Annotated in this window: 15 protein-coding genes; 1 reads left to right on the top strand and 14 read right to left on the bottom strand. The window is 37.1% G+C overall.

From position 1 onward, the window contains the following. Position 1: 1 nt before the first annotated feature. The 14 genes from AC27JR_RS00550 to AC27JR_RS00485 all read right to left on the bottom strand — a co-directional run bounded on the left by AC27JR_RS00550 (position 2) and on the right by AC27JR_RS00485 (position 26,150). Complete coding sequence (locus AC27JR_RS00550; RefSeq protein ID WP_487172413.1) at positions 2 to 889, bottom strand: hypothetical protein; 888 nt, start codon at positions 887 to 889, stop codon at positions 2 to 4. Further along, a complete protein-coding gene (locus AC27JR_RS00545; protein WP_487172411.1) occupies positions 889 to 2,361 on the bottom strand; it encodes an AAA family ATPase in 1,473 nt (490 codons plus the stop codon). The genes AC27JR_RS00550 and AC27JR_RS00545 overlap by 1 nt, the downstream gene beginning before the upstream one ends. 37 nt (positions 2,362 to 2,398) lie before the next feature. Next, positions 2,399 to 3,745, bottom strand: a complete 1,347-nt coding sequence (locus AC27JR_RS00540) for an McrC family protein (protein WP_487172410.1) — start codon at positions 3,743 to 3,745, stop codon at positions 2,399 to 2,401. A gap of 10 nt (positions 3,746 to 3,755) precedes the next feature. Then, positions 3,756 to 6,023, bottom strand: coding sequence for an McrB family protein (locus AC27JR_RS00535; RefSeq protein WP_487172408.1), 2,268 nt, complete (start codon positions 6,021 to 6,023; stop codon positions 3,756 to 3,758). 81 nt (positions 6,024 to 6,104) lie between these two features. Beyond that, on the bottom strand, positions 6,105 to 7,877 hold the full coding sequence (locus tag AC27JR_RS00530) for an ATP-binding protein (RefSeq protein ID WP_487172407.1): 1,773 nt from the start codon (positions 7,875 to 7,877) through the stop codon (positions 6,105 to 6,107). Beyond that, positions 7,878 to 9,011, bottom strand: a complete 1,134-nt coding sequence (locus tag AC27JR_RS00525; protein WP_487172405.1) for an SIR2 family protein — start codon at positions 9,009 to 9,011, stop codon at positions 7,878 to 7,880. 36 nt (positions 9,012 to 9,047) lie between these two features. Further along, a complete protein-coding gene (locus AC27JR_RS00520) occupies positions 9,048 to 10,253 on the bottom strand; it encodes a restriction endonuclease subunit S (protein ID WP_487172404.1) in 1,206 nt (401 codons plus the stop codon). Then, complete coding sequence (locus AC27JR_RS00515; protein ID WP_487172403.1) at positions 10,250 to 11,842, bottom strand: type I restriction-modification system subunit M; 1,593 nt, start codon at positions 11,840 to 11,842, stop codon at positions 10,250 to 10,252. Before AC27JR_RS00515 ends, AC27JR_RS00520 begins: the two co-directional genes overlap by 4 nt. Positions 11,843 to 11,885: 43 nt before the next feature. Further along, positions 11,886 to 15,335, bottom strand: a complete 3,450-nt coding sequence (locus tag AC27JR_RS00510) for a DEAD/DEAH box helicase family protein (protein ID WP_487172402.1) — start codon at positions 15,333 to 15,335, stop codon at positions 11,886 to 11,888. Positions 15,336 to 15,402: 67 nt separating this feature from the next. Beyond that, positions 15,403 to 16,911 (bottom strand): sigma-54 interaction domain-containing protein, encoded by a 1,509-nt coding sequence (locus AC27JR_RS00505; protein ID WP_487172401.1) that lies wholly within the window; start codon positions 16,909 to 16,911, stop codon positions 15,403 to 15,405. 121 nt (positions 16,912 to 17,032) lie between these two features. Then, positions 17,033 to 19,471, bottom strand: coding sequence for a hypothetical protein (locus AC27JR_RS00500; RefSeq protein ID WP_487172400.1), 2,439 nt, complete (start codon positions 19,469 to 19,471; stop codon positions 17,033 to 17,035). Between the two features lie 420 nt (positions 19,472 to 19,891). Beyond that, positions 19,892 to 20,452, bottom strand: coding sequence for a 3'-5' exonuclease family protein (locus AC27JR_RS00495; protein WP_487172399.1), 561 nt, complete (start codon positions 20,450 to 20,452; stop codon positions 19,892 to 19,894). Between the two features lie 12 nt (positions 20,453 to 20,464). Further along, a complete protein-coding gene (locus tag AC27JR_RS00490) occupies positions 20,465 to 22,777 on the bottom strand; it encodes an AAA family ATPase (RefSeq protein WP_487172398.1) in 2,313 nt (770 codons plus the stop codon). 79 nt (positions 22,778 to 22,856) lie between these two features. Next, complete coding sequence (locus AC27JR_RS00485; protein WP_487172397.1) at positions 22,857 to 26,150, bottom strand: serine/threonine-protein kinase; 3,294 nt, start codon at positions 26,148 to 26,150, stop codon at positions 22,857 to 22,859. A 155-nt stretch (positions 26,151 to 26,305) separates the two neighbouring features. Between AC27JR_RS00485 and AC27JR_RS00480 the strand changes: the two genes are divergently transcribed. Further along, complete coding sequence (locus tag AC27JR_RS00480) at positions 26,306 to 26,953, top strand: AAA family ATPase (RefSeq protein WP_487172396.1); 648 nt, start codon at positions 26,306 to 26,308, stop codon at positions 26,951 to 26,953. Positions 26,954 to 26,994 lie beyond the last annotated feature (41 nt).

Here is a 26,994-nt window from a genome sequence, read left to right as displayed (position 1 = left end):
ATTAATTTGATGACCAAACGTCTCTGACTAACGTAAATTGCTCATACTGTTGTGCTGTATTGAATGCTCTTGCCTTTTCAGTCAATAATCCGATTGGCATAGGCGTAACATCGGTTAATTCAACTCTTTGTGCTAAGTCACTAGGCTCTTCAAAACCACGGTCATATACGAGTCCACCTTTAGAAGTAAATAGTCCTCTAGAGTGCAAGAACCCTGAACCATTATCATCGACACAGTACCAGAATAAACGAATGTTCGCGGGAAGATCTTCCTTTAATGCCAATAAAGAATCTAGCCTAAGTTGCCAATCTGGTTTTCGGTCTTCTTCAGAGAAAATATGAAATTCAACATCAGCTTTTCTACATAGATTCATGCATTCTTTTAAAGTGTTTAGAAAACCTACTTTTGTTGGGCAAAAGTAAGGGTCATATAACGTTACTTTTTCTGCTCCATTAAGCAAAGCTTGCGCTGCACTTGCGATTGATTGAGCATTTCGCTGGTATTGTGTAGCAAAAACGAAATCACCTTCCTCTAAATCTTCAATGGAAGATATTAAATGAGGAGGTGCATTCAATGACTCTTCGATCACCCTATGAAATGGAGATTGAACATGGCTATTTTGAGCTGCATGCGCCCAGTCATCACCAACATAATCCCGTTGAAAAGCTACTAATTTATTATTTTTAATCTGGCGAAGTTTTTCTGTAGTACGGTCAATTCTATTTGCAGCAACATTTCGGCGCAGGTGTTCAGAAACTTCTCGAAACCATCCATTAGGAAACCTAGATAAAAGGGCACCTTTTTCAAAGCCCATTCTGGCCTCAATTATCGATAAATGATGTAAAGAAGTAACTTCGTGTGGAGCAACAGCAAACTCTAAATGAAGCATTAGAAAAGTTCCTCCCTTCTTTCCTCAAAGAATCCATTCGGCCAAGGGGCGTCAAAATCTCCCTCATCAGTTGTTTTAATCGGTATTAGCTTTGATTTCCCACTCTCTTGTTCACAAAAAATTATTTGTACGTCAGCTTTTAAACACTGAAAGTTTGGCTCATCAAGTTCACCCTCCGCAGTAAGTCGCCTTCTCTTAAGCAAACGCAGTAAAATATGCTCACTATGCGTTTCAATAAAGAACATTCGGTCCGGGTTTTGATTAATAGCGGATAGCATCATATCTGCCAACGCCAACTGCCATTTAGGATGGATATGTAATTCCGGTTGCTCACAAGCAATAAGTAAGTCTTTATCTAAACTAGTCGCTACAACAAACGGAAAGACCTGAGATAGGCCGACTCCAATACTTGAAGGTAATAGCGATATCCCCGTAGAAACTTCCTGCACTACGACTCGTTTGTCTAAGTTGGTCAAGTCACCAAATGATTCCGTTGTAAATTTATAACCGGAATTAAAGTAAGAAGGTGAGTAAAACTTTTCATTAACTTTATCTTGGAAATTGTTGCCGCTATGTGCAAAAAGATCCCATCCGGCTTTACCATCAAACCATCTTTTTGTATTGGTTTTTGCCGAGAGGGCAAGTGAACGAGACGGCACAATACGCAGCGGCCCGATGTGAAACATATTTTCGAGCTTCTTAACCAATAGTTTTACTGGTGCTAAGGTAGCTTGAGATAACGATGCTTCTGCAAATAATTGAGCAATTAAGGGGTGCTCTTCAGATATTCTTGACCAATCTACAGAAGCTCCTGATAAATCAAGTCGTTTATATATATCAGGCAAAGAGTTCTGACCATTTAACGAAACATCATGCCATTCACCTGATTCAAAAACATTCTCAAGTTGAAAGGCACTATCCACTTGCCAGTGCGGTAAAGGTTGATAATGGGTTATTTGGCTATCTGGCTTACCTTCTTGAGACTGAACTTTAAAATAACAAGTCCCATTACTTTTGCATTCATAGCGACAGATAAATACTCTTTTTTTTAAGTTGTCCCATTTCAAGTCAATTTCAAAGCTAACTTCAGGCGCATCAGAGTCAGGATAAAAACCTAAATTTGTTTCCAGCATCCACCTTTCAGAGTCAGATAAATAGTCATCCCACACATCACTTTCACTTTCACTTTGGCTAAAATCTAACGATACGCCAAGAGTAACTACTTGATTGATATCTTTTCCGTGAACAAGGTTTTTAAATCCACCTAAATATAATTGTTCACCTGTAATACTACTAACCAACGGGTCGTAATTGCCCTTTGCAATAACTTCATAAAGATATAAAAACGCATGCAACACAGTACTTTTGCCTGTGCTATTTGCTCCAAAAAATAAAGTAATAGGAGCTAGTGGTAATACAGCCTTTTCCTTTATTCCTTTAAAATTCTGAATACTCAGCGATTTAATTTTCATTGTGTTCCTTTTAGCCTCCTGAGGCTCATACTTCGCCTTATTTGTTGCTAATGCCTAATAAACTTAAATCAATTCGTTCATTGCCATTACTTTTTCGGTAAGGACTAACATCAAAAGGTAGTACCCTTAATTTCAGTCTATTTTCATTGTCGTAATTGAAGCTATGCTCAAGAGGTTCATTGAAACTATCTGTTTTAGGGTAAATCAAAACAAGGTCACCTTCACCGTTAAGGTACTTGTAGCCGTAACCCAGCATTTGATAGAAGTCATCTTGTGATAAACCAAACTTATCTTTACCCGCTTTTTTATTTTGATTGATTAACTTCCACTTGGTATCTAATACCGTATTTAAACCCGCAAGGTCTTTAAGACATAGATCAGGCTTGAGGCGGAAATAGCTCTTATCACCATACGTTACCAGTGATTTACTTTGTACTTGAGAAGACAGCTTTTGAGGGCTAATCACTTTTTGTTTCAGATATTTAGCGACAAAGTTTTCAAATACAGCCTCCATTGGAAACAACAACGAATAAGCATTGTTATCACCTAACATTGACTGAGGCGAGTAGCCCTCCAATATAAGCCTTGCCCAACTTAAAGGCACATCGTAGTGCTGCATACCTCGTTGCAGTTTTACATTAGAAAAGTCGTTCTTGTAGTTTGTACTTAGAGGCACCTCATCAAAAGCAAACAGCAACTCCTGTGATAGCTTTTTACTCTTATTCACATTGGTATACGAGGCGACAGATTTAAGTGCTGAATGAATAAGTCGATTTTCCGCTCTATCCATAAAATAAGCATCGTATTCAACGTAAAACTTGTGACGATTAATAAAATTGTGTTTAAGTTGTTGGCTGTGCAGCAGCTTGCCTTTTAGATAAGCACTATTAGTTTGCTCTCGAACATAGTCACTTCTAACGCCCTTTTTAACGAGAACATTTACCGCATTTAAAAACTGCACGATAAAAATTTCCATCAATGGCATTTTTTGCTTCTTGATGCTCGCAACCTCAGTCTCAATGTGGCGAAACTGCTTTAATGATTTGAGCATCATTAACAAGGACTTTTGTGCTTCTGTGGCTGCACTTTCGTTATTATTTGCTTTAGCAATTTTCGGGAGTATTTCTATTTGTGTTCCATCAGGGCAAAGAACTACACCAGCGTAATTCTGTACTTGCAAAACTTCCATGCCATGCGCAATTTTCAGCTTTAAAAAACGTGATTCCGATTCATCACATAAACAACACTTTTTAAGATATTCAAAAGCATCTTCCGATATTGCTTCAACATTATCTTTTTCCGCCGCTTTAGAACTAGCACTTAAGAGTCCAAACTCAAATACGGTAACGTTTGTCGTTTTTTGCCGTTTTAATCCCTTAATCATGCTGAGCGTGTTAACCTTCATCCTTTGGTAAACTGCCAACGCTATATATGCCTATATAGGTCAAAGGATCAGTCCAAAGTTCAGAGTCAGCGTCAATCAACTTATAATCTTGAACGTCATCGGCAATGTCGCCAACATCCTCAGTATCACCAAAGAGCACCTCGTAATCGACATCTGACTGTTTAATAAGTTGATAAGCTTCTGGCTTTTGATTATCACCTAGAACTAAGCGAATCTTTTGCCAGTCTTCAAAAAAGTATTCAGCAAGTAGTGGAATAATTTTATTCTGGAAGCAGTTTTGCAATTCATGAAGCGCTTTCTCGTCATTACCAGCGGCAATGGCTTTCACAACAGGCATTAAAAACGCATGACCTAGTTGATGTTCCCTATCATATAACGCGGAAATACGGGCATTTATTGTTTTAAGTAGACGAACTAAATCGACTTTATTATCGCCTAAGCTAACACAGTAAGACTCACCTTGTTCATTACATAAAACATGGTAATTTGGCATCATCTCTACAAAGTCAAAACGGCGTCGAAGAGCTGTATCCATCAACGCTAAAGACCTGTCAGCGGTATTCATTGTACCGACAATGTAAAGGTTATCCGGCACTGAAAATTTATCGCCGGAATACGGTAATGTCACTTCGATAGCTTCCGACTGCCCCAAACGCTTTGATGGTTCAATCAATGTAATTAGCTCACCAAAAATTTTTGAAATATTGCCTCTATTGATTTCATCAATGATTAATACAAAATTTTTACGCTCTTTTTTAGAAGCATCATTTTGTGTTTTGAATTTATTAAGGTACTCAATCACAGCGCCATAATATGGTTGCAAACCACCTTTAATTTCTTTTTCACCGTTATGAATCGCTCGTAGTGTCTTAACACTCAACGAATGAACTGATGCTCCTTTGCTTTTATCAAATCTAATTGTGTTATTAGTTATATCTGTAACGGTAAAGTATGTTTTCTTACTTAAAGTATCTATTTTTATTCCGTCATCTGCCTCAGCTAACTCTTCAGAAAACCCCTGCCATTTGTCTTCAAAGGTACTTGCTACCGTTTTTGTTTTTGCTATTTGGTGCTCTTTTGCATCTGAACATAACGACTTAAACACACCATCTTTTTCAAAGTAACTAAGTTGATCACCTTCAGTTTTAGCGCTTAAACCCTCAACGAACTCCTCATAACCATAACTTTGATGAAAAGTAACAAACCTTATGCGACCTGAATTATAAAGTTCCTTGTAAAGGCGAGTTAATTCGACTCGCTGTTCTGGTGTTGTACCCATGCGTTCATCGATACCAAGTGCACTAAACATTTCAGGTTCAGCCGCTTTAACCGCCGCTTGAATTGAGTGATAAGTTTTCCCTGTTCCCGGTGGACCATATAAAATCTGGTTAAGAGAAACTGTATTCATTATTTCCACCGATGAGCTGAGGTTAGTAGGTTTACTTATTTGGCTTGAATCAAAGCCTAAATCTTTAAGTGTAAGCCCATAATATGGTTTAAGAATCTTTTCTTCGAACATCCAGTACTCATTTTCCGGCACTTCCCATGATGTTCCCGGATACCTTGGTGACCATCGTTTATTTTCACCCGTATATTTCACCGATTTATCTAAACCTTTAATGATCTCATATCTTCTCATTAACCATTCTGTGCTCAGCGATGAACCCTCTATATATTCAATATCGGATATAACCCTTACAATACGAAATACTGTATTGCCAAGCCCAAGTGATACGATGTCACCCTTTTTCATCTTTTCAAAAGCGTTAACACTACCGTTACCTGTGCTTTCATGAATCGCTAGTACATTATTATTTTTCAGCCACTCAAGTGCTGTAGCATCAAATTCTTCAACTTTAGGGCTGTGCGATACCTTCCAAATTTTAGGCATATCAACCGAGCCTGAAACAGCATCAATAACCAAGCCTAGATTTCGAGCCTGTTTAATCAAACTCTCAATATTACCAACTCCCCACTCAGTACAAACAAGTATGTTTTGCCCATCCACACATAATTTCTCATCTTGTTTGGTAAAAAAACGCTCTTTCTGATCGTTAGAGTTTTCTTTGCGAGCCAAGTATTCTTGCTCTGTGCAGAAAACACCAATACTACCTTGAAGAGGCTTTGGAAAAGCTTCTCGCAACTGGTCTAATGTAGGTTGGTTAATATTTATGAAGTTTTTTACAACTGCCAGTACCAAACGTCCTTTTGGGTACTCCTTACCATTAAATAAGTATTTGCTATTGTCTTTAGACATAACTTCAACCCTTCTCATTTGTCAGTTTCTTACACACCACATAGTGAAAATTAAACGTAATGTAGGTATAAACAGAACTCATTAATCACTCCAGAGCGAGTTCAGGTCAACATCGCCACTATCAGGTTGGGATTCTTTTTCTAAGCGTTCAAACTGCACGACCATTGGAATATCAAACGATGTCCCTGTTATTACCGCACAGCCTTTTGATAAGTTTGGAATCATCGACCGAGACAATAAATCAAGTGTACTAATAGTATTATCCAGCAACATTAAGTCTCTGTCATTGACAAGTCGATGAATAAAGAAATTATGAATTTGCGACATTATCGTTGGTGATATATCTGCTGGGCGCTGACTAGATAGAGTCAAATAAAAGCCAAATTTACGGCCTTCTTTAATTATCTCTTCAAATAATTCAAGTCTGTAATCTTTCCAGCTTTCACTTTCACGATTTGATTGCATTGATAAGATATTGTGAGCTTCGTCAATAATCATGTGAAATGTGTGGCTTGGAGGACTGTCGTTAATAACCTCATCCTTATGACTTCCGTAGTAATATTTAGCCAACAAGAGAGGTATTACTTTTTTAATTTCCTGATTAGATTTTCGAAGCGAAACCACGGTTAAAAGCTTATTTACTGGGTTCTCACCTATTTGAAATACTCTTTCTAAAGACTTTAGCGAAGCTTCAACTCTTTTCAATAATGGTTGAATATGATCAAATTGCACGTAGCCGCTAACAAGATCTGATAATAGTTGAATATTTACTCTTAAACGAAGCTCTTCAAACTGACTTATATGCCCTATAGTAATAGCTTCTACTTCTGCATCAAAAAACTGTAGATAAGTGCCATCATCGTCACCACCATTAAGGGTATTTTGTGATGTTAAATAGTAAAAATTACTATTTTTGCTATGCCAACTTAATTGTAAAACTAAGTCTCTCAACCCATCAGCACCAACAATGTCCGCAATTTCTCTTATTAGCTCGGCGAACTCTTTTTTTGGTGATGTACTTTTTAATGCTCTAGCAATTGTCTTTTTAGCATAGTTATCAAGACTGTCAGGGGTATCTCTAAATCGTTCTCGACCAGAAACCACTCGCTTCAAGAAAGGTTTCTGTGTGTTCTCTGTGGCTTTGAATAAAATACCAAATACTTCTTCGTCCCAAAAAACAGATTCACTTAGCGGGAATTTACTGCCACCGCCACCTCTAGTATCCAAGTCATAAACTTGTTTAAAATCTCGATCGTTTATAAGTTGCTTACCTGTGTACTCACCATTGAAATCAACAACAACAAAGTGACTTTTGCCATTCAGTGCCTGTAGTTTATTAGTAAATAAGGTGGTATATAAATTTGTAAGCGTATTAGATTTACCACTGCCTGTGTTACCAAACACGCCAATGTGTGTGTTAAACAAACTTGCCCAAGGAAGAGAAACTGGTAGCTCTTCTTTTAAAATTTCACCAATAACAAAGCTATCATCGGCTTCACCATATATTTGCCTAACTTGCTGTTCATTCATCAAGTAAGCAACGTCACGGATCATCGGTAAGTGCTTAATTCCCTCATAAAAATCACCTTGGTCGTAATAGCCAATTGGTTTTAGCTCAATCTTCCTTACGTAACTTTTTCCATCTTCTTGCTCAAATCTTTCATCCAAATACTCACCTTGAACCAAAGCCACAATGTCTTTGAAGCCACGTTTAATGAGAATATGCTCTTGTATTGATACTCCTTTAAACTTTTCGCCTTGATAAAAAAGCGTTTCTTTATTGGATTCCTCATACAATTCAACAAGAATATTTACACCTTTAACGGCAATAACCTCTCCAATGGCAATGCTCATTTACTCATCACCTTTTTTGAGAGTAAATACTCGTTTGTTAAAGCGGGTAAAGGTTAAATCATCGTCAATCGCTATAAATTTAACGTTTGAATACCCCTTAAATTTCTTTTTCATTTCTTGTTTCTCAGCATCGTTATAACAAGAAACAAAGACTGTCAGGCTTGGGTTTGATAGTGAGCGTTGAACTAAATGTAAAATATGCTCATCGGCAAACGAAAAACCAAAGGTGATCAAAACCGAATTAGGTCGCTCTAATTCAAAACTCAAGTGCCTTAAAATTTGGTAATAAGCTTCTTCAAAAACGGTTTCATGAAACTTCCATTTAGTAGGATTTACAATCGGGATATCGTTGTACTCATCCCAAAAGTCTTCAACGTTTAATTTATCCCAGTCTTCAAATTCATCCTCACCATATTCGATGAGATCAGCGAGGCTTTTCGTATCATCTTTAACTAGCTTTTCAAACTCAGCAATCAGTCGAGTTTGATCGTCGTCGAATGAAATTGCATAGTCTGATTCTTGATAGTTTACCGAAATCCCCTCGTTTATTTTTTTCCAATACACAGAGCCATGAGGATGAAGTATATTTATTTGAGGAATGCATTCGGCATGTTTATCAAATATGCCCTTTTGAACAACACGATTATTAAAGTTTTTAGTGTGAAATCTACGAGTTTGAAACCCTGCACTACCATCATTAACAACACAACTAACTTCCTGTTTAGAGATTAATGAATCAGATGCTACTTCAAGACAGTTATCATAATTAGTAGTGTAAACATTACACTTCTTATCATTTGGTCCTTGTTTTTCTAGAACGCTTACCAGCGTCTGCAAAAACACTTTATACTGACCTAAAACCTGTGAACGATTTCTCCTACGTGGATTACGCTTTTTAGGCAGCCCCGGTTCTATGCAGCTTTTGTAATAGTACATAAACAACAAAGCATACAGGTGCTTATTATCGTTGTCTTTCCCCAGCTCTTTAGCTAATGTTTCAAATGTATACGCTTTCCCATCTGCATCTTTGATTGCCAATGCTAAGGTAGGTAAAAAACCAAATGATGCACCAGCGCCGAACAGAAAATTTAGATTCTGCTCATAAACATCGTACAAATTAAACCTATCTGACATATCAACGTCCTTGTTATTCTAGTTTTTTAGTAAGAGCTATAATTCACCAGCAAAGGCTTTTTGGCTAATAGAATTAAATTTAGCTCTAATTAAGTCCGATGAATTATCAGTATTAGTCTTTAACTTATTTATCTTTTCAACAACATCAATAAACTGACGTTGCAACTCAATCGGTGGAAGTATTATTGGTATATCTCTTACAGCATCTTTAGTGATAGTTTTAGTGACAGCACCCTGAACCCTCTTTTCCAGCTCTCTTGCACCTGCGTTAGTTTTTAGCTGGTAATAGACAAACTCATTCAAGCAATGCTCGTTGCATCGAATCATAAATTGATTCATTGCTAGCGATACAGGGCGATGTAAATAAGGCATTAGATAAACTGCTCCTGCACTGCCTATTTTATTAATTACTAATTCACCGCCATAGACTTTAGTTTTAGATAAATGTTCGTAAGCATGTTGATCGATATACTTAACATTATCAGTGTAATTTTTCTTCTCTAAATCAGTAGTTCTCACCATGTAAGCATAATTTGGCTCATCTAAAAGTGTTACATTTTCATTAAGCGTTTTATAGCTACCATTAGCATGATAATCCGTTAACACATCTATGACTGTACCAAACTTTTTAACTTCCCACCCCTTCGGATTAGTCACAGGATCGCCGAACATATCTAGGAAGACGCTGCGGAGGAAGTCGTCGGCGAGGTCGATGGCTTGTTGGCGTTTGCGGCGCACGTTGTCGGCTTTATCTAAAATTGCGGCGATTCGTTTTTGTTCTTCGAGTGGTGGTAGAGGGATTTCTATGCTACGTATTAGCGGCATATTCAAACCAGCTCTATCCTTATCTCCAGTAATATTTCTAATTTGACGATACTGAGACTTTAGAAAGTAAAACAAGTAATCAGACAATAACTCTCTCTGGTCATTCGGGTTTATTGAAACGATAGATTGATTACAGGTAGCATTTGAAGCTCTCAATAATGCTACTGTGCCACGAGTTTTTCCTTGACCATTAAGAGCGATAAGAACGCTATCCTTTGGTAAATATCTGGCGTTTGAGTTTTCTACAGCTAGTTCTGTAATTTTTTTATCACAATCAAAAATCTCACCTTTGTGAATATCCCCTGAAACAATCCAAGGTACAGTTCCATTTTCATAATATTCAGAGATTGTCGTTTTTGGTGTTCCACCAGTCATTAAACTGCAAACATCGCCTATCTTAACCATCGGCCAACTCACAGCATAGCCTCCAATTCTTTAAGGTCGGTCAAGATTTCATTTTCTAATGATACTAACTTGCCCAAAATTTCTTTTGGTGGTTCGTATTGCTCTTCTTCATAAACCACTTCTTTGTAGCGGTTTATGGAAAGATCATATTTATTAGAGGTGATGTCGTCTTTGCTTACCCAAAAATGCTTTTTGCTGTCTGTAATAACACGGTCATTTGCTTCGGTTTCAGCAATGGCTTTATCACGGGCTTTAAACTGGGCAACTAAATCAGGCAGGTCGTTGTCTTTAATCGGCGTGCGTTTGTCGTCTAGCGAAAAACCATCGGCTTGCACATCATAAAACCAGACATGATCGGTGCTGCCGCCTTTGGTGAAGATTAAAATTGCGGTTGATACACCCGCATAAGGTTTAAATACCCCGCTTGGCAGTGAAATTACCGCCTCAAGCTGGTTATTATCCACCAGCAATTGTCGCAATTGTTGGTGCGCATTAGACGAGCCAAATAATACGCCATCTGGCACGATAGTCGCTGAGCGACCACCCACACGTAACATACGCTCAATTAGTGCAACAAACAGAAGTTCGGTTTTTTTTGTTTTTACTTTACGCAGTAACTCTGGGCAAACGTCTTCTTCATCCAGTGACCCTTTGAACGGCGGATTGGCGAGAATAATTTCCATGCCGGATTTTGCTTCATTTGGAAACTTCTCTAAGAAAGATTGGCTTAAGGTATCTTGGTAGTGGATATCGGGCTGTTTAATACCATGCATCACTAGGTTCATTGCCGCAACACGTAACATGGTGGCATCAAAATCAAAGCCGTGGAACATATCGGTATCGATGTGCTTGCGAGCGTCTTCGCCAATTAAATCGCCTGAATACAAGACGTTTTCAAGCTGTTTACCGTTGCTGTCTAATAACGGCTTGCCATCGACATCAAATAGCGGCTCGCGTTCAATACCTTCTGGTGAGGTATATTTCTCAAGTAAGTACTCGTAAGACACTGATAAGAAGCCACCCGTGCCCGTTGATGGGTCACAAATACGGCTGTTTTTATCAGGGTCCATCATTTCCACCATTGCACGAATAATGTGACGTGGCGTTCTAAACTGGCCGTTAATACCTGCCGTGGTTAACTTACTTAATAGGTATTCGTATAAGTCACCTTTAGTATCGGAGTTTTCTAATGGTAAGTCGTTCACCATCTCTACCGCTTTCACTAATAGCGATTGCTTTTGGATCATCAACTGCGCATCTTTCATAAACTCGTTGAAAATCGCTCCCTCGGTTGACTCATCATCACTAGGCTTAGAGAAATACGGAAAAAGCTCGTCTTTAACTATTTTATACAGTTCTTCTGCGCCAAGGTGACGCAGGTTTTGCCAACGCAAGTGCTGCTCGTTGTCATTAAAGCGGCGGGTAAATGGCTTTTTTGTTCTCGCAAAACGCTTTTCATCGGCTTGCTCATTCATATCAAGCATGCGGGCGTACATTAAAAAAGTAATTTGCTCGATTACTGTGAGCGGGTTAGTAATACCGCCCGTCCAAAATTCTTCCCAAAGTTTGTCTATTTTGCTTTTAAGCTGACCTGTGATCATTTTCTCTTTTCCTCTTGTCGAACGGTTTAATTAAACGCTCGACCTACAACTGAATTTCTTTATCTACTGATGTGGATTTTTGTCCAAGCTCCACATCAAACTGTTTAATAAACTGCTCTATCACATCGGCCTGCGCTTCACTAAACACGCCATCTAAGCCCATGTCATGCACTTGGGTAAATGGAGCATCGTAAAGCTGATCAATCTTGATAACGCCATAGCGCACTAAGTGATTTTTTAGTAAACCAATAAAACGCTGTTGTTTGGCATTCATATGGGTATGGGTTTGCTGTACAAATTTAGTAAAGCTTTGCTCGATTGCCTCTTTATCCATGCCAACAATGGTACGAAGAATTTTATCTAAGCTTGCCGTTGAATCGGGGTAAAACTCTTTTAAAGTATTTAAATCAACATTCGGATTTTGAATGTGAACCAAGGCATTTAATCGAGCAATGTCATCTTCTGTAACAGGACTACCTGCACGAATTTTTTGTAACACGCTATCGGTTTCAAATAGTGGTGCTAAGGTTTTCTCCACCTCTTGGCGGAAGATCTGATAATCAATTGACACTATTTTGGTAGGACGTTCCGTAACCTGATAGTCAGCTTCATCTTCTCTGATGTCTAAGATGACTTCTTGTGAAGGCGGTTGAATACCTTTCTCCCTTAAGTGAATTACGCTACGTAATGCCTTACGGCTATTTTCCAGTGTTTCGAAACCAACTATTGACGCTGTTAAGTTTTGCCAGTATTCCTCTTTTTGAATATCTGCAATAAAGCTAGCTTTTGCACGCACTTCATTTAAGTGCATTTGCAGCTTTTCAATCTTCACCATCAAAGCTTGCCTAGCTAAGTCGATTTGGCTTGGGTCAGTGTATAGCAAGGTTTGGATAATGGCGATTTCATTATCAAATTTATACGCTTCTGACTGGCCCATAATGTTGCGCCACTGCATTAGTGGTGCAATATGCTCATAGAGGCTTGCTTTAGTTTCTGGGGCAAACTGGTTGAGGTACTTTTCGTCTTTGCACGCTTCAACTACCTGCCAATTATCACGCACCGCTATGGTATTCATATCTAGCGAACACACATCTTGATGAATGAGCTTTATCACTTCATCGAATGTTGCAACATCGGCTTTTTTAAGTGAGGTTTCAGCCAATAACAATCGTGACTCAAATAGCTTTTGAGTTAGCGACTTAGACTGTTTAACGTCCTCTTCTTCTGGGTCCATATCGAAATATTCGAAATTTCCCCAATGGTCAAAAATCAAGAAGTGGGTTTTATCTTTGCCTGCGCCGTATAGATCTCTACACAACCGGGTGCCACGCCCAATCATTTGCCAAAACTTCACTTTCGACTTAATTGGCTTAGCGAACACTAGGTTTACACATTCTGGCACGTCTATGCCTGTATCGAGCATATCGACTGAAATAGCAATACGAACACTGTTTTCTTCTGTCGATTTAAAATCGTCAATAAGCTCTTCAGCACGTTCATATTTCGAATGAATAACGCGGCAAAAATTATTACCCAACTGAGGATACATTTCAGCAAAAAGGTTAGCCATAAGCTCGGCGTGAGCGATATTACGCGCAAAGATAATTGTTTTACCCGGCAATTGACCATCAACATCACGTAAACCTTTTTCCATCAGGTTTCTAATAATTGCTTCATTAGTTCCTGTTATTTTCACTGCATCATCAATTTCTTTTGCGTCGAAATCCAACTCATTAGGATCAATCCCTTGCTCCTCAAGTTGAGCAATTTGCTCGTCACTAAGATTGTCCTTGCTAATGCCTTCGCGCTGGAATTTAGTAGTAAAGCTAACGATTTTGTAAGGTACTAAGTTGCCGTCTTCTATCGCTTGTTCTAGCGGGTAATTCGCCGTCGGCATTTTAAAGTCACAACCAAATAGCTGACAGGTAGAACGAGATACCATCTCAACTGGGGTTGCAGTTAAGCCAACCTCTAACGCATCAAAGTATTTAAAAATGTCGCCGTAAATATTGTAAATAGAACGGTGGGATTCATCAGCAACTATTAGATCAAAATAACCGACATCGTATTCATCACTATATAAATACTTCATCATGCCCGGATAGGTAGCGACGAATATACGAGCTGATTTAGCCGCCGATTTTTTACTTTTACCAACTACATATAGCGGCTCTTTGGTAAATTCGTTAAAGGCATTACCCGCTTGTTTACGTAACTCTTTACGGTCACATAGGAATAAAACACGCTTTGCCCAACCTGCATCAAGAAGCCGTTTGGCTAGAGCAATAGATACACGTGTTTTACCCGTACCCGTTGCTTGTACAATAAGAGACTTACGGTGTTTGTTGGTGAAACGCTCACAGACACGCGATATGGTTTCCATTTGGTACATACGACCAGCCACATCGGTATCGATAGGCGTTTGATTGAGATCTTTTTTCAAAGTTCGTTGCTTAATAAGGTATTGCAGCGAGTCTTTTGAGTAATACCCGTAAAGCTTGCGGCTATTATAGCCTTGGGCATCGTCTAAAATACGAATGTCGTAGCCATTTGAATAGAATATTACAGGGCGTTGACCATATTCTTTTTCAAGTGCATCAGCATAGATTTTCGCTTGCTCACGGCCTTTTTCAACCGATTCACGGGTACGTTTAGCTTCAATAACTGCCAATGGCTTACCATCATCATCCCACAGAACGTAATCAGCTCTTCCGTTTCCACTATTCGTTGGCTGATGAGGCAAATCTACTTCTTTGCCCACTTCATCGGTGCTAGATTCATCTAGTGAAACATTCCAGCCCGCAGCTCGTAAATCCATATCAATAATACGTGCGCGAGTTTCCGCCTCGTCAAACTTAAAGCTTGATGTGATTTTCTTATTCAGTGATAGCACTTGGCTGACTTTTTCAGAGTCAATTGCTTGTTTAAGCTTGGATGCTTCAATTTGCGCTAGCTTTTGCGCCTTTTCAGAAGCTTCCAGTTCCTCTAGAGCTTTCTTTAAACGTGCTTCATTTTCAGCTAGCTGTTTTTCGAGTTGTTTGTTCTTTTTATCAAATTCTGCCCCAGATTGGTCTATAGGTTTTGTTTGCTCAGGGATTGTAAACTGTGGACAATCTTCTTGCTGGCCTCCCGCATAAGCCATAAATAGGTAACTAGCGACAAAGTAACTTTCTTTTAGAATCCAGATAGCTTGCTGCTGATCGACCCTGCCTTCGTGCGCAGCTTGGTTACCGCTTTTACGGATTGCGTGAAGTTTGTCAGTTATTAAACTAGGTACGACACTTGTGAAGTCGTCTGAGGTTAACTTGTCATAGATGTTAGAATTAGGGAATACAGGTAGGCGAAGCTCCTTATACAAATAGCCAACCACTTTTTCAGCAAAACAACGTAATTTTACTAAAGCACTTTGTGGGTCACTTATCACATAGTCTTCTGCGAATGCAGCAAGCTGATGTAACTCAGGCCATTTAGTTTGGATATGTTCAAAATTCATTGATTGCTTCATTCCTGATTATTGCTTGTGTCGCTTCCTATATGGCAAGCACAGTGCCAAATTCGAATTATTGATCTTTTTCATTTTGAATCCCCAATCGCTTCATCCAATTTGTTAGCGTTTGATGATCTTTTAAGCCCAACATTTGGGTAGCGTGTTTTTTAACATTACCGCTTGCCTTTAACGCTGCTTCAACATAGTTTTTTTGATAATTTTCAGTTAGTTGAACTATATCAACTTTATCATTAAAAGAAAGCCTAACATCATTACTTTGCTTACCAACTCTCCTGTTTATGATAGCGTCAGACAGTTCCTTTTCACCCACCAACTTTTCATCTGTCCAGAGAAAAGCTCTGTTTAATGTGCTCCATAATTCACGAATATTGCCTAGCCATGATTGAGATAAAATAAATTTAATTCCATTTTCAGAAACTTTTTTACTTATGTAGTCTGGGTGTTTTGCACCTGAATCGTTAATTTGTTCTGTCAGTTGTTCAACAATTACTGGTATATCTTCAATTCGATCTCTAAGTGGTGGCATATTAATAATACCCACTGCTAATCGATAAAACAGATCTTCTCGAAAATCCCCTTGTTCAATCAAGATGGTCAAATCTTGGTGGGTAGCCGCAATAACGCGCACATCGACATTAATGGTTTTTGTATCACCAAGTCTGGTAATTTCACCTTGCTGTAATGCCCTTAGAAGCTTAACTTGTATATCAGGTTTTAATTCACCCACTTCATCTAAAAATAAAGTACCGCCATTGGCTTGTTCAAATAGACCTGCATAATCTTTATCTGCACCAGTAAACGCACCTTTTTTATGACCAAACAGTGTTGAATCAACTAGATTTTCAGCAAGCGCACCACAGTTTACGACTCTTATAGGCTTGTTTCCTCTCAGGCTACCTTTATGGATAGCATTTGCCATTAGCTCTTTACCAGTACCTGTTTCACCTAAGATAAGGGCTGGAACTTCAGACGCAGCTATTCTTTTGGCTTTTTCAACCACATCAGTCATTATTTTTGACTTGGCAGTTAATTCTGAAAACGCCTTTTGTACCTTAGGTAATGAGGTCGCTGTATGAGCAATGTTCTTTGAGGCAGACTTTACGTATTCTTTACCGAAATCCAGTGGTATTTCAACTTCTTCAATAACGTTTTTTGGGGACGATTGCACAAAGCGTGCATTGGTCTTACCCTTTCCATGCAGCACAGAAAGAGTTGTCATTGCGGGTGTACCAGAAGTTAGGTTAATCGAGAGCGTGTCAGACTCTTCAGATAACTTTGTGATCCACTTTCCTGTTTCGATTGAAATAGATTGGTAGTCAATTGGACTTTGGATTTGTGCTAAGTGGATTTTAATATCTTCAGATGGTCGGCTTATCATCGCCATCCGCTTTTTCAGAAAGCGCTCAAACGAATCCCACTTAGCTTCATCTTTGTTGGAAAGAATAACTATTTTGTCGAATGGAATTTCAGATTTTGTCGCAAGTGAAACAATAGCCGCGTTTAGCTCTTGATCCATATTTTCAATATCTCGATTACCAAGCCACGTAAAAAGTGTATGCACTGTCCAATTGCTTATTTATATTCATTTGTAATTCATCTTACATGAAACAAGATAATTTACCTAGCTTAGATAAATATCTGTTCTACTCTTGACCGCATATTCAAATGGATTAACAGTTCTGTCACATTATTAGATTTAGCTTTGAATTAAACTTTTGATCAAAATACTTTTTGGTTAATTCAGTCTTTTTGGGGCACAAGTAAAAATACTCAGTTGGCCTTTTGCCATCTTTATCTTTTGTACCCGATCTTTGTTCTCTCTGTACCATACCGAATAGGACTTTTAAGATATGCTGCGATAGCTTTCCTCTGCTTTTATATTCCTGTGTGATATTAGGTGAGCAACCAAGGGCAACTAACTCATTTCTTACCTTGTACTTTTCAACTTCAGCGTCTTTTACATATAACGCTAATTTGTCTATGTCTTCAATTTCATACTTTGCAGTTAGGTTGTTCTCATCAATATTAAGAATGTTAAAGATATCTTTGAAGATTTGCTGAATAACAGTCAATTTCGGAGATTTTAACTGGCAAAACTCACCACGTAAGAGTCGAATATGCTCTAAATGCCTGCGGCTTTTACCGCTATCGTCAAACTGAATTAGTTTTTTAGCAGAATTAACATCGCCAAATGTGTCGACATCGTAAAATCTCTGTAATTCATAAACTTGAAGTTTGAACTGCTCTTCATTTGTTAACATTTCAAATGAATCCTTTAAGAAATAATGCTCTGACTTGTCATAAGCAGTCTCAAGAGCAATTTCAATTAGCTTGCTTTTGTTTTGTTTGTAGACTCTTTTTAAAAGTGCGCTAATAGCTTCACTATCATCCTTTAGGTCTTCAAGGGTGATTTGGTAATCCATTTCTTTAAATAATTGTAATGTCGTAAAAACATAGTTTTGGTTCATTCGTCGGTTGTGAGCGATACGGTCTAATACAAACTGACAGTATCTATTCTTAAAAAGCTCAGACAAGCTAGTAGAACATTGCTCTTCATAGGCTTTATACGCCAATTCATTGAAAATTAGTTTCTTGTCTGTAGTCGTAAATCTTGACCATTTATCAAAAGAAATATGGATATCCTGCGATTTTCTAAAACGTCCTGAACTTTGAACCAGTTGCGTAGGAAGTAGAGTATGACAGGCAAAAATGTTGATGGAATTAACCTTATCAGTGACTACGCTAACGCCACTCGTAACAACCGGTGAGAAGATATGGCACTGTTCCTCTTCTACACGAGATGTTAAATTAGAAAAATACTCGGGTTTGTCTTTTTGAATAAAAACGCTGTCTACGACAATTGGCGTAACATCTGTTTGTTCCTCAATAATCTTTGCTATAGTTTTGAATTTCCCATTAAACTTGTGACTACCATCACAGAAAACAATCGCCCTGTCACCAGAATTTAAGCTACGCACCAATTTATCTAATTGTTTTTGATAAGAAAATACACTCAGTTTCTTGGTTTGATAGTTAACTTGATCAGTGTTCTTTACGAGTGTGATTGATCGCCCTGCTTTTACGATTTGCTGTGCGCTAAAATTTGAAAACATGGCATCGGCTACAACTACTGTTTCCGTTTGTAAAAGCCTCTGCCATTGTTCCATTGCCTCAGAGCAACGATGTAAAGTTTTCGGCTGCATTAACTCGGTAGAACAAATAGCCGACTCGCATTCCTCAAATTCTTCTATTAAGCAGATTTTTGAGTCGTTGCCATATTTCTGATATTTCCAGTTGGCTGTCGCCGAAATCACACAAGCGGCTACAGCCTTTAGATCTGAAGATTCTAATTCTTTTTGATGCTGATAATTGCGTTTGTCATTTATCAGTTGGGTACTTAAAGCAATAGTTGGGGTAATAACGATCGGCTTAGAATCTGTAGAAGAAAACTTATTAAAGAGTGGAATGATCACATCTTGGCTTTTGCCAGCTCCCATATACTCGTTTAAAACGTAGAAACCGGGGTTTTGTTTGATATATTCGACTAGCTCATTTTTGTAGCTGAGACATAATTCTTTTACTTGATCTGACAAACGCGGTGAAACCAAGTCTTTTACTTCTCGCTTCTTCTGTTCAAAGAAATCAAAAACCATTCTTTTTGCTAGATCAGTCGCCTTATCACCACCTATGATAAGAGCCTGCGGAGTGGCAGCTAAAATAAGTTTTTCAACCTGCTCTTCAGACAGCTGTAATGGAACTTTTTTAATTAATTTATTCAGCAATTCGTTTAATGATTGAGAAAATAACTTGGGTTCTTTAGATACGGAAAGTAATTCTCTTAATACTTGCTCTTTAGTCGTATCAGTAATCTTATGATCGCGAAAATCATATTCATTACCGCAAACGGAAAGAGTTAGGCCGTATTGAATTGCTAACTCTGCACCAAATACAACATCACTTTCACCTACAACCAATACATAATTTAATTCACTTAACGCTTGGTGCTTAAATTGCTCAGCCAAAAACATAGATAAATCTATGCGATAAAAATGTTCAGCTTCGACACCACTTGGTAATACAACACCTGACTTTGCAATACATAAATATTTAACTTGCTTCAAAACACATCTCCAATAATTTGTTATTAATGAAGCTGGAAGTAACTCGTCCCGCGTCAGAGTTTTTTATTCTGTATTAATAACTAAATTAAAACTCTGACGTGATTTAAATGAATTACCCAACTTCAAGTTGCTGTATTTTGAACTGTCGAGATATTGCACACATCGTTGGAAAATGAGATCAGTTTTTGGAATTAGGATCTACATAAACAAGATAGGACTATAAAGTGCGCTAGCACTGGGGTTTAAATAAAACAATTTTATCCCCGCACGATGTGCGAAAATACTATTCTTCTTTGTTCGTTGCTTTATTGTTGGTTTTGCGTACTGGTAGCTTTGTGGTGAACGGTTACTCGAGCGTCGGAGTTTTAATTAGTGTATTAATAAACACTTTAGAACTCCGACGTGAATAGATTGACTTATTTATGCAATAGGTTCCGTGACTTTGAGCATGTTTTCATGCAATTGCTTGGCGTCGTTTTGTGCCCTGTGTCGTTTATTCTCAAAATTCTGTAACTCAGAAAATGATTTTATTAAATGGCATCCATTACGTTTTTTAAAATCAATTAATTCAAGATGGCCTATCAATTTAAAACTAGGGATAACATTAGCCTTAGCAAACAGCTGTGTTAACCATGTTCCATCAAATTCAACGACATCGCATACGACGACACTATTCCCTAAAACTTCATTTAACTTATTAGCCGCAGAGACGACATCAATCCCCTTTCGCAACAACATATTTTTTGTAATACCGTGCAAATGGTTTTCAGCGTATTTACACCAAAATCCATTATTCAACCAATCAGAGTCTGGCTTAATAAGAATTGAGCCAATAGAATGCTTACTATACCAACCAACTTCAATTGGGTACCCATTTTTACTAATGCCTGACGATTCAATATCAATAGTGATCAGTTTTCCAGTCACATCAAAATTCGACGAGTTTAAGTTGCCATAAAATCTAGGATCAAAAATTTTCATAACAGCCCCCCTTTAATGAATAAAACCAATAGGATTAGACTGGTTATTCATAACGGATACAAAGTCATGAATATTCAAGCAAATAGTTCTAGGATTATTTACATCATAGCGCTGAATGGCTTTTCTAATTGCGGACTCAATAATTTGTTTTGCCTGTCTCGGCACAACGCCTAAATAATTATTCTCGCATTGTAGAGGAATTTTATTGGCCAATATCTCTTGAAGGCCACGTTCTTGAATATGTTTTTGGTATATATTCTGGCCAATGATTTTCATTTGCTCTGGCGAAGGTTTCTCTACTGTAAAAGAAACGATTCTGGATTTTAAAGCAGGTGTTAAGTTCTCGATATTGTTTGTTGTTGTAAAAATAATAAAGCCTGAAAAATCAACTTCGACATCTAAATAGTTCTCCAGTAAGCTCTTTCGTTGTTCCGTTTCAAAAAAACCGAGCAAAGTTGGCACTAGATTGCGCTCGCCGGAATTTTTAACTTGGCAGAGTTCATCAATTAAAAAGCATTGATTATAAGTTTCACCGTCAAGCAACATAGCCTTGGCGAAAACTCCAATAGACGCATTGTTCCACGTACGATGAGCACCAATTAACTCAAATTTATCCCCCATTGATGTGACAGGCAGAGAGGTAGATTCAAGTTCAAATAATTTAGCAAACTCCAAGACAAATTGTGATTTTCCACACCCCGGTTCGCCATCAAGATTGATTACAGGCAAATTGATCGATTTTGATGTTAGAAACGCTTCTGTCAAGACCCCTCTTAAATATTCAACAATATGAGCGCAGTTTGGAAAACTATTCGCTAGGTCGTTTAACCGTTCTTTAAAGTCAACCGGAACTTTAACTATGCGTTTTTTATTGCCCTTGGTTTGAATATGATTAAAGATTTTTTCGTCATGCTCTTTTAAACCAAGCATTATATTTGTCATGAGATCATCGTGATTGTAGACTTCAATTGTCTCTGACGCTGTGTATTCTTCATCAGAGATTAGCTTTGGTGTTACAGTGACTCGATCTAACGATTCATCTGAAATGCCATGAAATTTCATGATTTCATTTTCTAATGCCGAAAGGTTAACGTCATCAAAAAACGTTTTTATACGCTCACACTCACCAATAATCTGATCTTGAAAATCCAGTGCTTCAATCTCAGTGACTTCAATCGTGTTATCGAATTTCTGGTAATTTATCTGACGATTATTTGTTTTTAAGAAGTCGTTAAAATTATTCATCGATATATCATTGCGACAAAAACACGTCGCGCAATAAAGTAATTTTTCTGATACATCGTCAATTAATTCTTCCCAAACTTGCGAGCTGTAGTCATTCAACCTATGGAAGTTAAATGGTGTTTTGAATTCCTCGCAGTCTGTCGGTACTAATTCCTGTTTATGCTTGTATGCTTTAGCACCGACACAAATCGCCTTAACTATTTTATTTAAATATTTGAAACCCACCTCATGAAAACTTGGCTTAGTTTTATATAAATCAAACACTCTATTGGCCGTTTCGTTTTCAAAAATGGACAACAACCTAAATTGCTCGAATGGCTCTAACACCTTTAATGCAGCAACAATCCATTCATCCCTTACTGATGAAATTCCAAGTCCCCTAACTTCTTCTGGTATCATGTATAAAAATTCAAGGACTTTTTCTTGGTAGGTTTTCAAAGTAAAAGTGTAAGGATCTGAACCAAATAAATCTGGCTTTAACAAATATTGTTTCAGCTCAAATGCTATCAATGTTAAGGCTGAATGCGTGTCTTTGTTTACCCATATTTGCTTTTGCGATAAATGCTTAATCGTTTTAATTCTATTATCTGGTAAACATTCAAACAATAAGTTAGTGCTATCTTGAAATTCGATTAGATCTGCTAGCACCTTATCGGGAATCGAGGGTAAGACATTTTTTAAATTTTCTAGCCCATATTCAGCTAAATCTCTTACGTCGGAGAATGTTCTGCAATTTAAACCAACCGCTAGCTTTTGTCCTCGTGATAATAAAATGTTTTTGGACTTTCGAAGTGCCTTCTTTAATTTACTGACTTCTAATTTACAACTTGAAGGTGTTGCAGTTGTTAAATTTCGTTTGTATTTATCTTTTAACGAATAGGCATCGTTAACGCCGCATAAGAGTAAATATCGGATAACAGACTTATTGTTAACGTAAGCCAGACATGTGTCTAGATCTATATTTGTGAAATTTGAGAGTGCGTGCCTAATTACAACAGGATGGTAGTTTCTAATAAAGTCAAATGACGTTATTTCTTTATCTAATTTAATCGTGATATTGGTTGATGGAGTGCTTTGCATAAATAATCCTCTGTATTAATAGGATTATTTAACCACTACAACATCAGGCACCCACCGTTGGAAAAATCAAATTAATTGTTTAACAATGAAACTCAATGTATTTTGCATCCTCTAGTAAAGCCAACATTTTTGATTCATAACTTCCACCAGCAACAGAATCACTCCAAGCCAATAACTTCCCTACTTTGTTATCCATCAATCTAACAACGGCTCTAATGTAAGGACTTAATCCATCAGAATTAGAAACACAACAAACTACTTCTTTGATATCTGATAGCTTTGCTTCTGAGACATCTGGCAAACTTTCATAAAAGGACTTAGTCAATAACTTACCATTTAAGAAAAGTTGCTCTCTAAAAAAGAATTCATCTTTGGTTTCATTACTGGCAACGTCAAGTAGTTGAAAACTAGCTTCTTTCAATTCAGCTATATTATTAAAACCATTAAGTGAAAAACTCTCCTGATATCGTATTAAAACATTGCTAAAAAATCTGTCTATATCAGGTGTCTTTTTTAAACCGCTCGCGGCCATGAGTTCTTGTTCAGTGAAACTTGATTCGACTGAATTTTCATATTCACTTATGTTACTGTTTGGTTTAATTGTGCTTACATCTTTTACTTTTATGGGTTTAGCTTGTTTCACTTTTAAATTTAATATTTCTGCACAAGCAAGGGATGACATTAATCCCTTAGCCAAAATTGTTAATAGACTTTCAGCCCGTGTGTTACCGCTATAAAAAGGATAAACTTCGTTATGTATTTTATTTAAAAACTCATTTTGATTTAAACTTAGCGAATTGCTTGATATGTAGTCCTTATCAATATCATCGTCGACGACACCAATGACTTTCTCCCAGCCTGTATTTGTACGATGCCATTCGTCTTGCAAGAACATCGCACTTACCATCATTAGTTTATGCAAGATGATTTTGCTTGTTAATTCTCTATCAAAATCATTCAATTTTGGATCACATACTTCACCTAGTAGATCAAAATCAATGTCTAGAATAAACATTAGTATTAAGATTAGACTATATAAATCATCTGCCTTCTTTACCCTATCGCCTCTTACAGCATCAGGACTTAACCACTTTATTGTTCCAGATCTTGAAGCAACTGATTCGATAGATGTTGAAGAACCAAAATCAATTAACTTTGGTACACCGTCTTTCGTTACCAGAATGTTTTCCGGTTTTAAGTCACAATGAATCAAGTTGTTTTTATGAGCTGCTTCAACGCCATCACAAATGCCTTGAAAAAGCCTTATCTTTTCATCATTACTTAAGCTGTTTTCTAGGAGGTATTTATCAAGAGTTAATGCTCCTGCATGAAACTCCATGACTAAACCATAAACTTCACTTTCAGCTGTTTCAGTAAATACTGATTTATTTATTTTTATAAAGTCATATACCTGAATAATGTTCTCATGTTTTAACGATGCAAGTTTACGAGCTTCTCTTAGAAAAATTTGAGGGTTTGTAAATTGAGAAACAGCATTCAATTTAATTGCCACTTCCCTAAACATAATATTATCAGCTGCTTTGATGACATATCCATTACCGCCGCTACCTATATTTCGCAAAGGGTTATATCTGTCTAAGATCAATTTTTGATAATCTATCGATGCTAAAATCTGGTTCCGTGATTGCAATGTTTTAGCTACATTCAATGGGTCTAGGCTGTTACTTATGGTGCTGAATAACCGCTTATATACTTTTGAAGTTGAACCTCCAATCTGCGAAGTTAACCGATTCCAATCTGTTCTATGTATAACTTCTTTATTTGCCGAGGTAAACGTTTTTATAGAATCAAATAACACTTCTGATACAAAAATATGTTCATCTAAACCAGAAAACACTTCATCCCATAGGTAATAAAGATAATTATCAGACACTAACGCGTAAATAAACCTTTCATCAAAGCCTGTTATTGAAGAATTCTTATTAACTTGATTTGTAACTGATAATAAATCAACACCAATCAGACTTTCTCCAATCCCATACTTCTCTAGCCATTTAATAAAATCATCGTTATTAGTTTTAAGTAAGCTTTTTTGCACAGAACTAGATTGAATATGGTCATGTCTTAAGTTCTTAAATTGACTTGGCTTATTAGTTAGCTCAGATAGGTTATAGATTAACTGATCTTTTTGAACAAAAAATTTGAACCTGCTTGAAGCCCATTCTTCTATGTTAGTAGTTTCCGAGTTAAATTCTCCGCGCTCTAAAAGATACAAGATCCATAATTTTGCTATTGAAATACTTTTAACTTTCAAAGTTCTAAAACTATCAGCAACATCTAACTGTATTAAATCAAAGCCAACTTTATTCTTTGTATATTCTAGAAGATTTAACAGTGATGAAATTGCAAGAGCTTGCTTTGACATTGCTAAGTGATTTAACACTGCTACATTTGGATTTACCTGACACACTATAGCTATTTGCAAATGGATTAAGGCGGTTAATTCATCTTTATATTTACTCTTCTCAAAATGCCGCTCAGCCATCGCCCATTCAATATATTTTAAACATTTCTTTACACTATCTGACAGACATTCAGTTTTGATATTATGAAGTGTTTCAAGACCTAGTAATTCAACTCTTTGGCTTGTTGATGAGTTAAATAACATTCGGTAAGTAAAATCATGAAATGATGTGAATTCTGACAACGATGCTTTTAAATACTCAAGTAATTTAGGATCTATATGACGACGGTGATAAAACGTTATTTCACTAGGCAATATGCCAAATTTCGAGATAGAACTTTCTGAAACATAACTCAAAACTATTTGTCGCAACTGCAATTCAAAAACAGCCTCTTGTAGAGTATCAATACTGTAATTATTCGAGACTTTTACTGATATTCCCGAATCTAACTGACATTCTTGAAGACACATTTGTAAGAACGTCAAATCATTTGTATTACTTACATTCAAGGCTAATGTCGACATTGGTCCTTTTGCAAGGTTAATGACGCCTGAGACTAGCTTTTCGGCTATATGCTTATCATGAACATGTGTTTGATCCATTTGTGCGATATATTGTTCAAACGTCTTATAGCCAGCGAGATATTGGGAAAATTCGTTATCTATTAAGTTAGAAAATAACTTTGGGGATATATCACTTGTGTGACTAATATGTCTGTTATCGTGTTTTTTGAGTAGGTTTAAGACTACCTTAGAAAAGATATCAACCCCTTCTTGATGTGCACATTCTAAAAAAGTGGCGTTGTCAACATTATCGCTTATTAACTGCCAAAAACTTCTAAGGACTTGAGCAGAAATAAGAGAAATGTTTTTTTTCTTTTTTCCTACCTTTAAATATCCCTTTTGCCATTCCTCATAGGACTTAGCTAATCCATGTAAATTAAGCATATAAAGCACTCCGTCAGTTAATTTATAAATTAACATAAAAAGGCAAAATTGTCCTTATAAACAAGCAGTAAATTAGGTTTTTAAATTTCCGACGATGGGTGTGATATTGAGACTTGGTAGGCTACCAATTAGAAGCTTTTAGAGGAAATTTATAAATGACTAAACAACAAGTAACAGTTCTAATTGGCCCGGCATGCACAGGTAAATCTACCTTTGTTCAACGGAGTAAGTTTGATTATGTCGTATCTTCGGATGACATCGTAGAAAAAATAATTCACGGTAATAATTTAACTTACAAAGAGTTCTTTGAACTCGAGTTCAACCACCCTATCCGCCGCGAGCAAAGAACATTGTTTTTTAAGTCGGTTCAAGAGTCAAAAAAATACAAAAACATTGTGTGGGATCTTACCAATCTTACTAAAGCAAATCGGAAAAAGATTTTTAAACACTATCCTAATGCCAACTTTCACGCTATTGAGTTTGTATTTAAAGGCAAGGAGTATTTCATTTCTAAAACTTGTCGCTGGCGTTATCAAGAAACAGGTAAATTTATTCCTGAAGATACTCTTAAAACCATGTTCGATAAATATGAATCAGTATCAAAGCTTGAAGGTTTTGACACAATTTCACGCGAAGAAGCATTACCAGCAGCCGTTTTGATTTTAGACGACGAAGACTTTGATATTCATGCCCCACACCTCGATGCAGTTGAACATGTAAAGTCGTTAAAGGAATTTCTTGATTTAAATTTTCCTTACATCAGTAATTTAGATGGTTATGACGACGTGTTTAAAGAAAATTAGTTTTCAATTCTTTGCGCCGTTCACGATTTGTCCGCATTAAC

It is taken from the genome of Pseudoalteromonas sp. NH0006-26, assembly GCF_057552415.1.
The sequence above is the reverse complement of the archived record's forward strand: the minus strand, read 5'-3'. Positions and strand labels throughout refer to the sequence as shown.

Bases quoted from the DNA above. Each gene is read 5' to 3' on its own strand.
- AC27JR_RS00550 (WP_487172413.1), bottom strand. From the start codon at position 889: ATGCTTCATTTAGAGTTTGCTGTTGCTCCACACGAAGTTACTTCTTTA.
- AC27JR_RS00545 (WP_487172411.1), bottom strand. From the start codon at position 2,361: ATGAAAATTAAATCGCTGAGTATTCAGAATTTTAAAGGAATAAAGGAA.
- AC27JR_RS00540 (WP_487172410.1), bottom strand. From the start codon at position 3,745: ATGATTAAGGGATTAAAACGGCAAAAAACGACAAACGTTACCGTATTT.
- AC27JR_RS00535 (WP_487172408.1), bottom strand. From the start codon at position 6,023: ATGTCTAAAGACAATAGCAAATACTTATTTAATGGTAAGGAGTACCCA.
- AC27JR_RS00530 (WP_487172407.1), bottom strand. From the start codon at position 7,877: ATGAGCATTGCCATTGGAGAGGTTATTGCCGTTAAAGGTGTAAATATT.
- AC27JR_RS00525 (WP_487172405.1), bottom strand. From the start codon at position 9,011: ATGTCAGATAGGTTTAATTTGTACGATGTTTATGAGCAGAATCTAAAT.
- AC27JR_RS00515 (WP_487172403.1), bottom strand. From the start codon at position 11,842: ATGATCACAGGTCAGCTTAAAAGCAAAATAGACAAACTTTGGGAAGAA.
- AC27JR_RS00510 (WP_487172402.1), bottom strand. From the start codon at position 15,335: ATGAATTTTGAACATATCCAAACTAAATGGCCTGAGTTACATCAGCTT.
- AC27JR_RS00495 (WP_487172399.1), bottom strand. From the start codon at position 20,452: ATGAAAATTTTTGATCCTAGATTTTATGGCAACTTAAACTCGTCGAAT.
- AC27JR_RS00490 (WP_487172398.1), bottom strand. From the start codon at position 22,777: ATGCAAAGCACTCCATCAACCAATATCACGATTAAATTAGATAAAGAA.
- AC27JR_RS00485 (WP_487172397.1), bottom strand. From the start codon at position 26,150: ATGCTTAATTTACATGGATTAGCTAAGTCCTATGAGGAATGGCAAAAG.
- AC27JR_RS00480 (WP_487172396.1), top strand. From the start codon at position 26,306: ATGACTAAACAACAAGTAACAGTTCTAATTGGCCCGGCATGCACAGGT.